The organism is Amycolatopsis sp. NPDC104587 (genome assembly GCF_055583645.1).
This window is the reverse complement of the sequence record NZ_JBVJNO010000018.1, coordinates 72,296-85,366: the sequence shown is the minus strand read 5'-3', so window position 1 is coordinate 85,366 and position 13,071 is coordinate 72,296. Positions and strand designations below refer to the sequence as shown.

General features: G+C 71.7%; 14 protein-coding genes and 1 pseudogene. 9 read left to right on the top strand and 6 right to left on the bottom strand.

The window, feature by feature from the left end; genetic code table 11:
- Nucleotides 1–2: 2 nt before the first annotated feature.
- Both ACZ61C_RS41235 and ACZ61C_RS41230 read right to left on the bottom strand, forming a co-directional pair.
- A complete protein-coding gene (locus tag ACZ61C_RS41235) occupies nucleotides 3–1,334 on the bottom strand; it encodes an MFS transporter (RefSeq protein ID WP_465313381.1) in 1,332 nt (443 codons plus the stop codon).
- Nucleotides 1,300–2,124, bottom strand: a complete 825-nt coding sequence (locus ACZ61C_RS41230) for a MurR/RpiR family transcriptional regulator (protein ID WP_465313380.1) — start codon at nucleotides 2,122–2,124, stop codon at nucleotides 1,300–1,302. Before ACZ61C_RS41230 ends, ACZ61C_RS41235 begins: the two co-directional genes overlap by 35 nt.
- Before the next feature lie 74 nt (nucleotides 2,125–2,198).
- Here ACZ61C_RS41230 and ACZ61C_RS41225 point away from each other — a divergent pair, with 74 nt between their 5' ends.
- The 6 genes from ACZ61C_RS41225 (at nucleotide 2,199) to ACZ61C_RS41200 (ending at nucleotide 9,105) form a co-directional block, all read left to right on the top strand.
- Complete coding sequence (locus tag ACZ61C_RS41225) at nucleotides 2,199–3,641, top strand: aromatic amino acid ammonia-lyase (protein WP_465313379.1); 1,443 nt, start codon at nucleotides 2,199–2,201, stop codon at nucleotides 3,639–3,641.
- Nucleotides 3,642–3,744: 103 nt separating this feature from the next.
- Nucleotides 3,745–4,470, top strand: coding sequence for a (Fe-S)-binding protein (locus tag ACZ61C_RS41220; protein ID WP_465313378.1), 726 nt, complete (start codon nucleotides 3,745–3,747; stop codon nucleotides 4,468–4,470).
- Between the two features lie 17 nt (nucleotides 4,471–4,487).
- Entirely contained in the window at nucleotides 4,488–5,939 is a 1,452-nt protein-coding gene (locus tag ACZ61C_RS41215) for a lactate utilization protein B (protein ID WP_465313469.1), read from the top strand.
- Nucleotides 5,936–6,505, top strand: a complete 570-nt coding sequence (locus ACZ61C_RS41210) for a LutC/YkgG family protein (RefSeq protein ID WP_465313377.1) — start codon at nucleotides 5,936–5,938, stop codon at nucleotides 6,503–6,505. Before ACZ61C_RS41215 ends, ACZ61C_RS41210 begins: the two co-directional genes overlap by 4 nt.
- A gap of 142 nt (nucleotides 6,506–6,647) precedes the next feature.
- Nucleotides 6,648–8,630, top strand: a complete 1,983-nt coding sequence (locus ACZ61C_RS41205; protein WP_465313376.1) for an MGH1-like glycoside hydrolase domain-containing protein — start codon at nucleotides 6,648–6,650, stop codon at nucleotides 8,628–8,630.
- Between the two features lie 112 nt (nucleotides 8,631–8,742).
- Nucleotides 8,743–9,105, top strand: coding sequence for a hypothetical protein (locus tag ACZ61C_RS41200; protein ID WP_465313375.1), 363 nt, complete (start codon nucleotides 8,743–8,745; stop codon nucleotides 9,103–9,105).
- Here the strand turns inward: ACZ61C_RS41200 and ACZ61C_RS41195 are convergent.
- On the bottom strand, nucleotides 9,054–9,674 hold the full coding sequence (locus ACZ61C_RS41195) for a LysE family translocator (RefSeq protein ID WP_465313374.1): 621 nt from the start codon (nucleotides 9,672–9,674) through the stop codon (nucleotides 9,054–9,056). The genes ACZ61C_RS41200 and ACZ61C_RS41195 overlap by 52 nt on opposite strands.
- A 126-nt stretch (nucleotides 9,675–9,800) precedes the next feature.
- On the opposite strand from ACZ61C_RS41195, the gene ACZ61C_RS41190 reads away from it, so the two are divergent.
- Nucleotides 9,801–10,718: a LysR family transcriptional regulator gene (locus ACZ61C_RS41190; protein ID WP_465313373.1), complete on the top strand. Its 918-nt coding sequence runs from the start codon at nucleotides 9,801–9,803 to the stop codon at nucleotides 10,716–10,718.
- A gap of 52 nt (nucleotides 10,719–10,770) precedes the next feature.
- Here the strand turns inward: ACZ61C_RS41190 and ACZ61C_RS41185 are convergent.
- A pseudogene (locus ACZ61C_RS41185) lies at nucleotides 10,771–10,887 on the bottom strand (VOC family protein); the annotation flags it as partial.
- On the opposite strand from ACZ61C_RS41185, the gene ACZ61C_RS41180 reads away from it, so the two are divergent.
- Entirely contained in the window at nucleotides 10,855–10,980 is a 126-nt protein-coding gene (locus ACZ61C_RS41180; protein WP_465313372.1) for a hypothetical protein, read from the top strand. The pseudogene ACZ61C_RS41185 and the gene ACZ61C_RS41180 overlap by 33 nt on opposite strands.
- Before the next feature lie 3 nt (nucleotides 10,981–10,983).
- On the opposite strand, the gene ACZ61C_RS41175 is transcribed toward ACZ61C_RS41180, so the two are convergent.
- Both ACZ61C_RS41175 and ACZ61C_RS41170 read right to left on the bottom strand, forming a co-directional pair.
- Entirely contained in the window at nucleotides 10,984–11,445 is a 462-nt protein-coding gene (locus ACZ61C_RS41175; RefSeq protein WP_465313371.1) for a mycothiol transferase, read from the bottom strand.
- 7 nt (nucleotides 11,446–11,452) lie between these two features.
- On the bottom strand, nucleotides 11,453–12,238 hold the full coding sequence (locus ACZ61C_RS41170; RefSeq protein WP_465313370.1) for an alpha/beta fold hydrolase: 786 nt from the start codon (nucleotides 12,236–12,238) through the stop codon (nucleotides 11,453–11,455).
- Between the two features lie 100 nt (nucleotides 12,239–12,338).
- Here ACZ61C_RS41170 and ACZ61C_RS41165 point away from each other — a divergent pair, with 100 nt between their 5' ends.
- Nucleotides 12,339–13,010 carry a GntR family transcriptional regulator gene (locus tag ACZ61C_RS41165; RefSeq protein ID WP_465313369.1) on the top strand — a complete coding sequence of 224 codons (672 nt, stop codon included), beginning with the start codon at nucleotides 12,339–12,341 and terminating at the stop codon, nucleotides 13,008–13,010.
- The last annotated feature ends 61 nt before the right edge of the window (nucleotides 13,011–13,071 follow it).

Genomic DNA, 13,071 nt, shown 5'->3' with positions numbered 1-13,071 from the left:
CCTCAGTCCAGCATCGAGTTCTTCGTCTCCGGCGCCCACTTCACCGACACGACCAGACCCACGACCAGCACGAGCGTCAGGATCAGCATCGTCGGGGAGAACCCGATCCCGTCCAGGGCCAGCGGGAGCAGGAACGTGCCGATGGCCGAGCCGATGCGGCTCAAGCCGTTCAGCAGCCCCACGCCCGAGCTGCGCAGGTCCGTCGGGAACAGTTCCGGCGGGTACACCTGGTCGAGGTTCACCGCCGCCGACATGGTGAAGGTGAACACCAGGAACAGCGGGAACAGCAACGCCGTCGGGGCGTCCGGCCAGACCGCCATCGGGGCCATCGACACGATGAGCACGACGAACGACCAGATGGTCAGGCCGCGGCGGCTCATCTTCGCCACCAGCCACAGCCCGCCGAGGCTGCCCAGCAGCAGGAACAGGTTGAGCAGGCCGTCGCTGGTCGTGTCCTCCTCGCCGATGCCGATCTTGAGCAGCACCAGCGGCAGGAACGTGTAGATCGCGAAGTACGGGATCACCTGGGCGTTGTAGAAGATCGCGCCGAACGCCGTGGCGCGCCGGTACTTCGGGCCGAACAGCTCGCGGTACTTCGCGCGCCGCTCCGGGCGGTGGGTGGCCACGAGCTGGTCGAACGCCGCTTCGTCGCCGCGCAGCCGGCGCACGACGGCGCGGGCCTGTTCGAGGCGGCCCTGCGTGAGCAGCCACCGCGGCGACTCCGGGACGCCGATGCGCAGCAGCACCACGGCGATCGCGGGCACACAGCTCGTCGCCAGCAGCCACCGCCACGAGTCGTCGCTGAGCGAGACCAGGTAGTTGCCCAGGAAGAACGCCGCGACGTACCCGACGGTCCACAACACCGTCAGCGAAGCCAAGAGCCCGCCGCGGTACTTGCGCGGCACGAACTCGGCGACGAGCGTCGGCCCGAGCGCGTAGTCCGCGCCGATGCCTATCCCGATCAACAGCCGCAAGACGAACAGCTGCACCGGGTCCTGGACGAAGAACTCCGCCGCCGAGGCGACGGCGATCAGCAGGAAGTCCAAAGTGTACAGCCGCTGTCGGCCGATCTTGTCCGCCGCCCAGCCCACGAGCACGCTGCCGAGGAAGATCCCGATCAGCGCCGACGCGCCGAGCAGGCCCTCCCACACCGTGCCGAAACCGAGCCGCGAGGCGATCACGGGCAGGGCGATGCTGATGATGCCCAGCTCGTAGCCGTCGGAGTAGTTGGCGCAGAACGTCAACGCCGTGATGCGCAGGTGGAACCGGTTGAGGGGGACGTCGTCGAACGCCGTGACCTCACTCGGGGACGAAGAGGTCGTGCTCTGCGGCATAGTCTTCGAAGCCTTCCAGTCGTTGCCGGGCCGTGGCGCCGGCCGCGTCGGCCATCGCCTCGACCAGCGCCACGGTCAGCGAGACGACCGCGGCGTGGGAGTCGAACACGGACTCCGACGCGACACCCGCGCTCAGCACGTCGTCGGCGTGCGGGGTGAGCGCCGTGACGGGCCGGTCCGTGATCAGGAGGGTGCGCAGGCCCAGCGTGCGGGCGTCTTCGAGCGCGGCCAGGCTTTCCCGCGGGTAGCGGGGGAGCGCGACCAGAACGAGGGACCGCGCGCCGCACCGGTGGGCGTGGCGCAGGGAGTCGCCGAAAACGCTGCCGGAGTCGGTCAGCAGCCGGACGTCCGGGTGGATCTTCCGGGCCAGGTAGGCGAAGGAAGCCGCCTGCGCCGAGGAGACGCGGTAGCCCGCCACGACGAGCGGGTCCGAGTCCATCAGCCTCGCCGCGATGGCGCGCAGCCGCGTGTCATCGGCCAGCTGCGCCCGCAACGCCGCGAGGGTGCGCAGGTCGGCGTCGATGGCCTCCTGGAACTTGTTGCCGCCCGGCTCGGGCGCGGGCTCGGCGGAGGCCTCCCGCAGGTAGCGGCGGAACCCGGCGTACCCGTCGAACCCGAGGAGCGCGACGAACCGGGTGACCGACGGCTGGCTGACCTGCGCGTACTCGGCGAGCTCGGCGCTGGTGAGCGCCACGGCCTCGGCCGCGTGGTCGGCCAGGTAGCTGGCGATGCGTCGCTGCGCCGGGGTCAGCCGGTGGGCGGTGAGCAGCTCGTGCAGCGACCGGGACACCCGGGTCTCCTTGTGTGAATGAGTAGTTTCATGTCACCTTAAGAATGAATGAAAACTTGTCAAGAGAGGTGGCGATGACCGACACCAACCGCATCGAGATAACCGGCGCCGGCCTCCGGTGCGCCGACGTCGTGCGCGTGGCCCGGCGCAGCGCGTCGACCGAGCTCGGCGCCGACGCGGTGAAGCAGGCCGAGTCGAGCTACCAGCTGGCCGTGGAGCTGGGCGCGAAGCGCGCGGTGTACGGCCGCACGACCGGGGTCGGCGCCAACCGGCACACCGTCGTCGACCCGGAGTCCGCCGACCACCACGGCCTGCGCCTGCTGCGCAGCCACGCGGGCGGCACCGGCGAGCCGCTGCCCGACGACGCCGTGCGCGCGGTGATGGCGATCCGCCTCAACCAGCTCGCCGCCGGCGGCAGCGGCGTGCACCCCCGGCTGCTGGAGGTGCTGCAGACGGCGTTGCGCGTCGGCGCGCTCCCGCACGTCCACTCCCGCGGCGCCATCGGGACCGGCGACCTCGCCCAGCTCGCCGAGATCGCCCTGACGCTGGCGGGGGAGCTGCCGTGGGCGGCGGGTGACCTGGACCCGGTCGCGATCAGCCCGGGCGACGCGCTCGCGTTCATCTCCAGCAACGCCGCCACGCTCGGCGAGGCGGTGCTCGCCTGGCACGACCTGAGCCGGCTGCTGGCGGCGAGCCACGTCGTCACGGCGTTGACGTTCTGCGCCCTCGGCGGCTCGGCCGAGGCGTATTCGGAACGCGTGCACGCCGCGCGCCCGCACCCCGGCGCCGTCCGGTGCGCGGCGGAGCTGCGCCGCCTGCTGTCGGGCGTCGCGGAGGGACGGCGGCTGCAGGACCCCTTCGGGCTGCGCGCGTTCCCGCAGGTGCAGGGCCCGGCGCTGGACGCCGCGGCCGCGGTCGAGCGAGTGCTGGCCATCGACATCAACGCCGCCGCGGAGAACCCGCTGATCGACGTCGAGACCGAGCAGGCCTACCACCACGGCCAGTTTTCGACCGCCCACGTGGCGCTGGCCTTCGACCAGCTCCGGGCGGCGCTGCACCACGTCGCGGAGCTGTCCACCGCCCGGCTCGGCGACCTGGTGGAGCCGGATCTGAGCGGCCTGCCGCCGTTCCTCGCCGAGGGACCGGCGGGCAGTTCGGGGATCATGATCCTCGAGTACGTCGCGCACGACGCGCTGGGAACGCTGCGCCACGCGGCCTCCCCGGTCACCCTCGGCACGGCGGTGATCTCCCGCGGGCTGGAGGACCACGCGAGCTTCTCGACGCACGCGGTCCGCAGCACGGTCGCCGCCACGGCGGCGTACCGGACGGTGCTGGCGTGCGAGCTGCTCGGCGCGGTCCGGGCGTTGCGCCTGGCGGGGACGTCGTTGCCCGACACGCCGTTGCGGGAGGCGTTCCGCCTTGCCGACGGGGGCCTTCCGCACATCCCGGAGGACCACCCGCTCAGCGCGGAGGTCAAGCAGGCAGAGCGCCTCTTGGACCGGCTCGCGGTGCTGTGAGCAGAAGTTGTTGAAACGATTTAGCGAGAATTGACCAGATGTGCCAGGCGGAGTACTTTCGGTCCGCCCAGGTTGTGAAACCTTTCAATCACGAGGAGGCGCCGTGAAGGTCGCCGTGCTGGTCATGTGCGTCAACGACGCCCTCTTCCCGGACACCGGCAAGGCCGTGTTCCGGTTGCTGCGCCGGCTCGGGGTCGACGCCGACTTCCCCGCCGCGCAGACCTGTTGCGCCCAGCCGATGGTCAACACCGGCTACCTCGACGAAGCCGTGCCGGTGGTGCGGACCTTCGTCGACGCCTTCGAGGGGTACGACACGATCGTCACGCCGTCCGGCTCGTGCGCCGGTTCGGTGCGGCACCAGCATTCGATCGTCGCGCGCCGTGCTGGTGATGAGCGGCTGGCGGCGGCCGGGCCGCGGGTCTACGAGCTGAGTGAGTTCCTCGTCGACGTCCTCGGGGTGACCGACGTCGACGCCTACTTCCCGCACCGCGTCACCTACCACCCGACCTGCCACTCGCTGCGGATGCTCGGCGTCGGCGACAAACCCCTGCGGCTGCTGCGGAACGTGCGCGGGCTGGACCTCGTCGAGCTGCCCGCGGCCGACGAGTGCTGCGGTTTCGGCGGCACGTTCGCGGTGAAGAACGCCGAGACGTCGACGGCGATGGGCGCGGACAAGGCCCGGCACGTCCGCGCCACCGGCGCCGAAGTGCTGGTGGCGGGGGACAACTCGTGCCTGCTGCACATCGGCGGCTTGCTCTCGCGCGAACGCGGCGGCGTCCGGGTGATGCACCTGGCCGACGTGCTCGCCTCGACCGAGGAGGACGCGTGAGCGCCACGTTCGTCGGCATGCCCGCCTTTCCCGAAGCGGCGCGGAAAGCACTTGCCGACACCCAGCTGCGCCGCAACCTCGCCCACGCCACCGGCACGATCCGCGCCAAGCGCGCGGCGGTCGTCGGTGAGGTCGAAGAGTGGGAGGAGCTGCGCCTGGCCGGCGCGGCGATCAAAGACAACACGCTGCGCCGCCTCGACGAGCACCTGCTGAAGCTGGAGGAGTCCCTGCAGGCCCGCGGCGCGACGGTGCACTGGGCACGCGACGCGGCGGAGGCGTGCGAGATCGTCGCTAAGATCGCGCACACCCACGGCGTTGAGGAGGTCGTGAAGGTCAAGTCGATGGCCACCCAGGAGATCGGCCTCAACGAGGCGCTCGCCGAGCGAGGCGTGACGGCGTGGGAGACCGACCTGGCGGAGCTGATCGTCCAGCTCGGCGACGACCTCCCGAGCCACATCCTGGTCCCGGCGATCCACCGCAACCGAGCGGAGATCCGCGAGATCTTCCGCACCGGCATGGCCGGCGCGGGCCGCCCCGCGCCGGCCGGCCTCTCGGACGACCCCGCAGACTTGGCGGCGGCGGCGAGGCTGCACCTGAGGGAGAAGTTCCTCCGGGCCCGCATGGCGGTGTCCGGCGCGAACTTCGCGGTGGCCGAGACCGGAACGCTCGTGGTCGTCGAGTCCGAGGGCAACGGCCGCATGTGCCTGACACTGCCGGAGGTGCTGGTCTCGGTGGTCGGCATCGAGAAGCTGGTGCCGACGTGGGCCGACCTCGACGTGTTCCTCCAGCTGCTCCCGAGGTCGAGCACGGGCGAGCGGATGAACCCGTACACATCAACGTGGTCAGGGACAACACCGGGCGACGGCCCGCAGGAGATGCACGTGGTGCTGCTGGACAACGGCCGCACCCGAGCCCTGGCCGACGAGGTGGGCCGCCAGGCGCTGCGCTGCATCCGCTGTTCGGCGTGCTTGAACGTCTGCCCGGTGTACGAGCGCACGGGCGGCCACGCGTATGGATCGGTCTACCCGGGCCCGATCGGAGCGATCCTCAACCCGCTGCTCAAGGGCGTCGGCGTCGACGACCAGACGGATTCCCTCCCGTACGCGTCAAGCCTCTGCGGCGCGTGCTTCGAAGCGTGCCCGGTCCGCATCGACATCCCCGAGGTCCTGGTCCACCTACGCGCAAAGGTGGTCGACGCCCATCGCGAAGGCGTCCCGAAACCCGAAGCGGTGGCGATGAAGTCGGCGGCATGGGTGCTGTCGGACGCCCGACGTCTGACCAGAGCCGAGCGCGGCCTGGGCATCGCACACTCGCTCCTGACCCGCTTCGGGCGCCGAGTGCTCCCGGGCGGCCGCCGAGCCGTAGGCCGCCTCCCGTGGCCGGGCTCCCTGTGGACCAACGCCCGCGACCTGCCCGCACCACCCGAGGAGTCGTTCCGCTCGTGGTGGCGAAAGGGAGGCCGATCGTGAACGCACGCGAGGAAATCCTGGCCGCGGTCCGCGGAGCACTGCGAGAAGCGGACCGCACGGAGACCCCGGTCTCGCGCGCCTACCGATCGACCACGACGCCGGACATCGTGAACCTGTTCGCCGAGCGGGTAGCGGACTACCGCGCAACGGTGACCCGCTGCACAACGCCCGAACTCCCGGAGGCAATCCGCACGGCGCTGGGCCCGGCAAGCAAGGTGATGGTCCCAGAGGGTTTTCCGATCAAGGTAGCGGGCACCACGGACCTGGACACGTTCGACGCGGTCGTAACCACAGCAACGTTGGGCATAGCAACAACAGGAACGTTGGTGCTGGAACACGGCCCCGGCCAGGGCAGAAGAGCATTGACCCTGCTCCCGGACAGGCACGTGTGCGTACTGGAGGAGGACCGAATAGTGCCAGGAGTGACCCAAGCGATAGCGGCACTGGACCCAGGACGCCCCCAGACCTGGATCAGCGGCCCAAGCGCAACAAGCGACATAGAGCTGACCAGGGTGGAAGGCGTCCACGGCCCAAGAACCCTCCACGTGATCATCGTCCAAAAGTAAGAGAAGACGCGACTGACACAACCGGACAGAATCCCGACTACACCCCGAATCGCATGGTGCAATGATCTCCGGCCCCGGAAGCCTCCCGGAGCCGGGAGAGGCCCTCGGCATGAGTCGGCGAATAGCGCTCGTCCTCCTAGCCTTGTCCACGACGGTAGTCGCCGCGGCGCCGGCGAAAGCGGAGCCCACCACACCGTCCCTGGAGTTCACGAACCCCACCAGCGAAGCGTTGTTCACCACGGCGTACAACACCGCCCTGAACAACCTCCTGACCACGAACACGATGGCCTACAACGCCACGTACAACAAATCCGGCCTGCTGGACCCGACGGCCGGCGTAGTCCGAGCAGGCGGCGGGTACAACCAGCCGTGGACCCGAGACGCGTCGATCAACAGCTGGAACGCAACAAGCCTCCTGTCCCCACGGACGGCCCGAAACACCCTCTGGGCGGTAGTGGACAAGGACACCACCGGCGCCCTGCAGGTCCAACAGGACGACCAACAGTGGGACCAGGTCATCTGGGTAACGGCGGCCTGGAACCACTACCTGGTGACCGGCGACCGCGAGTTCCTCGACAACGCATACCGCACCGCGGGGAACACCCTCGCCATCCGCGAACACGCCACCACAGCGGGGTTCAACCCGAAGTACGGCCTGTTCACCGGAGCATCGTTCTTCAACGACGGAATCGCGGGCTACCCCGCACCGCCCGCAGACGCGACGGAGTCGGTCAGCACCGGCAGCATGCCCTGGCCGGGAGTGGCAACCGGCATGTACCTGAGCACGAACGAGGTCTATTACGCGGCATACGTGAACGCGGCAAACATGGCCGGCCAGCTGGGACAGCGGAGCGAAGCCACCGCCTACCGGACCAAGGCGGCCGCGCTGAAGACCGCCATCAACCGCAACTTCTGGAACCGCGACACCGGCCTGTACGACTACCAGCTGCTCGCGGACGGCACCCGAGGCGCTTACCAGGAGGGCACCGGACTGTCTTTCGCGATCCTCTTCGGCGTGGCAGACCCCACCCAGACGCGGTCAATCCTCACGCACACCCGGGAAATGTCCTGGGGCATCCCCGACACGTACCCGAACTGGGACCGTTACTCCGACACGCAGCCCGGCCGGCACAACGCGATCGTCTGGCCGCTGGTCCAAGGCCTGTGGGCAAAAGCGCTGGCCAAGCAAGGAGACCAGAGCTCCTTCGCATCGGAAACAGCACGTCTGGCGAAACTGGCGAACAACAACAGCGGATTCTGGGAGATCTACAACGGCGTCACCGGGGTGGTGGACGGCGGCTGGCAGCGCCTCGGCGACACGGTGAAGTTCCATTGGGGCTCCCAACCCGACCAGACCTGGTCGGCGACGGCGTTCCTCGACATGATCCACAGCGGTCTGTTCGGCCTGACGTTCACCGACCGCGGCCTGACGCTCGCACCGGACCTGCCCGCGGGCTGGGGCGACGTCACGCTGCGGAACCTGCATTACCGCGACGCCGACCTGACGATCACCCTGCGCGGCGCGGGCACCAGGGTCCGCTCGGTGACGCTCGACGGCCGGCCGTCCCGCGCCGAGATCCCGGCAACGCTCAAGGGCGCACACACCCTCGAGCTCACCCTCACCGGCGCGGCGGGCGGTGACCGCGACGGCGACCAGGTGCCCGACGCGAGCGACCGCTGCGCCGACACCGCGGGCACCGTCGCCGGCTGCCCCGCGCCCGCCCACCTCGAAGCCGAAGACGCCCGCAACACCGGCGGGGTGAAGACGAACGACAACCACACGGGCTACTCCGGGCGGGCGTTCGTCGACGGGCTCTGGGCCGAGGGCGCGTCCTCGTCGTTCACGCTGCACCGCGCGTCGGCCGGTCCGGAGTCCGGCGCGCTGACCCTGCGGTACGCGAACGCCAACGGCGACGCACGCACGATGACGCTGTCGGTCGACGGGCAGCCCGTGCGGCAGGTGAGCTTCCCGAAGGTGTCCGACAGCTGGGACACCTGGGGCACGGTGACCGTCGGCGACCTGCCTCTGACCGGCCTGGACCCGGTGGTCACGCTCGCGTACGCGCCAGGGGACACGGGCCGGATCAACCTCGACTGGCTCGAGTACCGTCACCCGGTCCGGTGAATGCGGGCACCCGGCCGTCATTCCGGCGGCGGGGAGCCCTCATGTCGGGTGTTGCGGTGGCCGGGCGGCACGCCCCCCGACCGGCCGGCCACCGCGCACGCATACTGGAGGGGTGAGCGAACCGATCCCGCTGTTCCCGGTCACCCGGGTCGACACGGAGCGGTTCGCGGCCGCGCAGCACCGCCTCTTCACCGGCATGCGCCTGCACATCGGCCGGTCGGGCATCGCCCACCGGGTCGCGTGGGTGCCCTGGCTGGACGAGCTGACCCTGCCGGCGCCCGCGTGTCACCAGGGCTGGTCGGGAGTCGGCGCGGCGGGCGAGATCACCCCGACCCACGACCCGGTCAGCTGCCGCAAGTGCCTCCGCCTCGGCGGTGAGCCCGACGACCCCGGCCAGCACACCCTCTTCGCGCTGCCGGAGACTCAGCACGCCGGGGAGCCGGTGAGCGCCGCCCAGCCGGCCAAGCCGAAGTAGGCCAAGCCCTCGAACCGGGGTTGCGCGGCGCCGATCCGGGGCCGGCGTCGCAGCCACCCGCCGATCGCGCCCGACGCACACGCGAACGCCAGGTCCCAGGCCGCTCCGAGGACCCAGAACACCGCGCCCAGGACCAGGATCTGGCCCGCCGCCGAACCGCGGTCCGGGTGGATGAACTGCGGCAGGAACGCCAGGAAGAAGACCATCATCTTGGGGTTCGCCAGCCCGACGACCAGCCCCCGGCGGATCGACCCGGCGACCGCCGTGCCGGACGCGGTGAGCGGGCTCGCGCGCCAAGCCTGGACGCCAAGCAGCACCAGGTACCCGGCGCCGGCCCAGCGGACGACGTCGAACGCCACCGCGGACGTCGCCACCAGCGCGGACAGGCCGGTCGCGGCCAGCAGGACCCGGACGAGCGACGCCGTTTCGATCCCCGCGGCGGCGGCCAGCGCGGCCCGGCGGCCGTGCCCGACGCCCTGCGCGAGCAGGAAGAAGTTCGACGGGCCCGGCACGAGCACGATGCCCGCCGAGACGAGTGCGAACGCGATCAGCGTCTGCTGCGTGGGCATTCCCGGAAGCTCCTTCTGCCACGTCGGCGAGCGCCCTGCCCGCCGACGCCCACGGTCGCGCGCCGGTCGGTGCAGCACAAGCGAATGTTCCTACCGGACCGTTAAGCCGCGCTGTACGCTCCCCGCATGCTGGACATGCGGCACCTGCGGGCCCTGCACGCCGTGGTGGCCACGGGGTCGGTCCGCGGCGCGGCCGCGCGGCTCGGCTACACGCCGTCGGCGATCAGCCAGCACATCACCGCGCTGGAACGCCGGACCGGCACGGCGTTGCTCGAGCCCGCGGGCCGGGGCGTGCGGCCCACGGCGGCCGGGGAGCTGCTCGCGCGGCACGCCGGCGGTCTCCTGGACCAGCTCGCCGAGGCCGAAGCGGCGCTCGCCGCGTTGACCTCGGGGGAGCTGGGCGTGCTGCGGCTCGCGTCGTTCGCCACCGCCGGGGCTGAGCTCGTGCCGCCCGCGCTCGCGCGGATCCGAGCCGAGCTGCCCGGCCTGGAGATCAGCCTCCGCAGCGCCGAGACCGAGCACGCGCTCGGGCTCCTGCGCCAGGGTGAGCTGGACCTGGCCGTGATCGAAGCCCACGACTTCCCCGAGCCGGACGGCGGGCTGACCTACCACCGGCTGTGCGCCGACCCGTTCCGGATCGTCCTGCCCCGCGGCCACCGGCTCGCCGCCAAGCGCACCGTCACGCTCGCCGACACCGCCGCCGAACCGTGGATCGACATCAGGTGTGAGATCGGCTGTTGCCGCGAGGCCACCACGGCGGCCTTCGAGACGGCCGGCTTCGAGCCGCACCGGGCGATCGAGGCGGACGAATACTGGCCCGCGCAAGGGTTCGTGGCCGCCGGGCTCGGGCTGGCGCTGATCCCCGCGCTGGCGCTCGGCGTGCTCCACACCGGCGTCGTCGTGCGGCGGCTGGCGCACCCGGCCGAGCCCGTCCGGCACGTCCTGGCCGCCACCCGCCCCGCGGTCGACGGCACCACGCCGGTGCGCACGATGGTCGCCGCCCTCCGCGCCGAAGCCGGGGCGCAGGCTGGACCGGCTCGATGAGGTTGCCTTCCGGGTCCTTGACGTAGCCGAACCGCGCGCCCGGCTGGACGGCGTCGGCCGGCGGCCACACCGCTTGCGCGCCCGCGCCGGTCAAGCGGCTGTACGTCGCGTCGAGGTCGTCGACTTCGAGGGCCCAGTGGCCGTAACGCTGGGCGCGCAGGGCGTCCATCGCGTCGGCGGCCTGATCGGCGACCGCTCGCCGGACGCCGTGGTGGCCGGGACGGTGCACACCCCGGTGTCCGGCCTGCGGCCCCGGGACTGACTTTCAGAGGCCGAGGAGCACGTCCCGGGTCAGCTCGAGCTGGCCGTGGTGCTGGGCCAGCTCCTCGTACACGTGCTGCAACGCGCCGCCTTGGGAACGGCCCGCCGGCGTGTCGCGGTACTTGACCGGCACCGGGCCGCGAAGCGGTTCGTCAGGTGAAGCGGCGGCCACGTCCAGCGGGAGCTGCGCCTTCGCGGCGGCGACCCGGTCGAGCAGCCCGGCGACCGGGCCCGACGCCGTGAACTCGGCCTCCCGGTCGCGTTCCACCGAACGTCCCGCGACCAGCGCGCCGGCCCAGAAGTCCAGTACTCCGAGGCAATGCGTGACGATCGCGTACGGCGTGTTGGCTCCCGGCAGCGGTGGCCGCCGGTTGGCGAGCTCGTCGCCGAGCTCGGTGAGGATCGCGGCCAGCCCGTCGAGGGCGCGCCCGCAGAACCAGAGGTAGTCCTCGTCGGTGATCCGCATCGGGCGCTCAGCTCGCGGAACCGACGCGGGTGACCAGCTCCCGCACCGTGGTGAGGACCTCGTCGGGGTGGTCGAGGTGGACGCTGTGCGTGGAGCCCGGCCAGTTCACCAGGTTCCCGCCGAACGCGGCGGCGAGCCGTTCGTGGGCGCGGCGGACGGCGTGGTCCGGCTTGCGGTCGGCGGTCACCACCACGGCCGGAAGGCGCGGGAGGTCGGCTTCCCTTACGCCGCGCGAGAGTTCGGTGATGCCGCGGACCGCGCGGGCCAGTGTCGGGATGTCGAGCTCGGCGGTGCGGGCGAGCGCTTCCGCGCAGTCGGGCCGCAGCTCACGGCCGCGTGCGGTCCGCAGGGCGGCGGAGCGGACGGCCGCGGTCAGCACCCGGCGCAGCCCGGGCACGGCCGCGAGCGCCCCGAGCACGCGCGTCATGCGCTCCAGGCCCGCGCAGGTGCGGGCGTCGTTGATCGGCGTCGGGTCGAGCAGGACGAGCCCGGCGACCTGGTCCGGGTGGTCGCGGGCGAGCAGCACCGCGACGGCGCCGCCGAGGCTCTGCCCGACCAGCACGGCCGGGCCGTGGCCGAGGCGGTCGACGAGCGAGCTGAGGTGGGCCGCGGCGCCGGCCAGTGATCCGTCCACAGTGGACGTTCCGGTGCCCGGGCGGTCGTGCACGACCACTCGCGCGGAGAGTCCTTCGACCAGGCCCGGGAAGAAGCCGTCGCAGGCCTCGGCGCCGCCGGGCAGGAGGATGACCGGTGGGCCGGACTCGCCGTGCACCCGGACTCCGTCGATCTCCATGCGCGCCCCTCATCGTCGGTCCGTGTCTCAGAGCGTACACGAAGATTGTGACACAATCTGCCGGAGTACTGTGACGCGATCAGCGAGACGAGGGGGAGTTATGGTGGTGCCCGCCGCTCCGGAGCGGATCGCCGCGGCGGTGCGTGACGAGCTGCTCGACGGGGCGCACCCGGTCGGCACCCGCTTCCGCGAGGAGGACCTGGCGGAGCGGTTCGACGTCGGCAGGCACACGGTCCGCTCGGCGTTGCGGCTGCTGGTCGAGCGCGGCCTGGTGGCCCACGAACGCCACCGTGGCGCGGTCGTCGCGCCGCTGACCCGGGCCCGCATCGACGAGGTCTTCGACTACCGCAAGGTGCTCGAGCTCGGCGCGTTGCGCCTGGCGCTGGCCGCGGGCGCGGACCTGACCCCGGTGGTCACCGAGGTCGAGCGGCTCGAAGCGCTGGCCGCGCGCACCCCGCGGCCGTCGTGGCGGGAGCTGACCGGCGTGCACAGCGCGGTCCACCGGGCGATCGTCGCGGCCGCCGGCAACCAGCACGTCCTGGACGGCTACCGCCGCTGCGAGGACGAAGTGCGGCTGCTGCTCACGTTCGTCCGGCCGGACTTCGACGCCGCGAGCCTGGCGGCGGTGCACCGGGGCCTGGTCGACAAGCTCCGCTTGGGTGGCGAAGCCGCGACGGACGCGCTGACCGAGGACATCGACCACACCGGCCGGGCCGCGCTGCTGACGGCGTTGCGCCGCGCCGAGGAGAGCGCGCGCCTGCTGGGGCACTGACGGGCGGCCGGCCGCTTCACCCGGACGGCGCAAAAATTTCGTAAATTCCCCCTCGACACCC

Bases quoted from the DNA above. Each gene is read 5' to 3' on its own strand.
- ACZ61C_RS41235 (WP_465313381.1), bottom strand. From the start codon at position 1,334: ATGCCGCAGAGCACGACCTCTTCGTCCCCGAGTGAGGTCACGGCGTTC.
- ACZ61C_RS41225 (WP_465313379.1), top strand. From the start codon at position 2,199: ATGACCGACACCAACCGCATCGAGATAACCGGCGCCGGCCTCCGGTGC.
- ACZ61C_RS41215 (WP_465313469.1), top strand. From the start codon at position 4,488: ATGCCCGCCTTTCCCGAAGCGGCGCGGAAAGCACTTGCCGACACCCAG.
- ACZ61C_RS41165 (WP_465313369.1), top strand. From the start codon at position 12,339: ATGGTGGTGCCCGCCGCTCCGGAGCGGATCGCCGCGGCGGTGCGTGAC.
- ACZ61C_RS41195 (WP_465313374.1), bottom strand. From the start codon at position 9,674: ATGCCCACGCAGCAGACGCTGATCGCGTTCGCACTCGTCTCGGCGGGC.
- ACZ61C_RS41190 (WP_465313373.1), top strand. From the start codon at position 9,801: ATGCTGGACATGCGGCACCTGCGGGCCCTGCACGCCGTGGTGGCCACG.
- ACZ61C_RS41170 (WP_465313370.1), bottom strand. From the start codon at position 12,238: ATGGAGATCGACGGAGTCCGGGTGCACGGCGAGTCCGGCCCACCGGTC.
- ACZ61C_RS41175 (WP_465313371.1), bottom strand. From the start codon at position 11,445: ATGCGGATCACCGACGAGGACTACCTCTGGTTCTGCGGGCGCGCCCTC.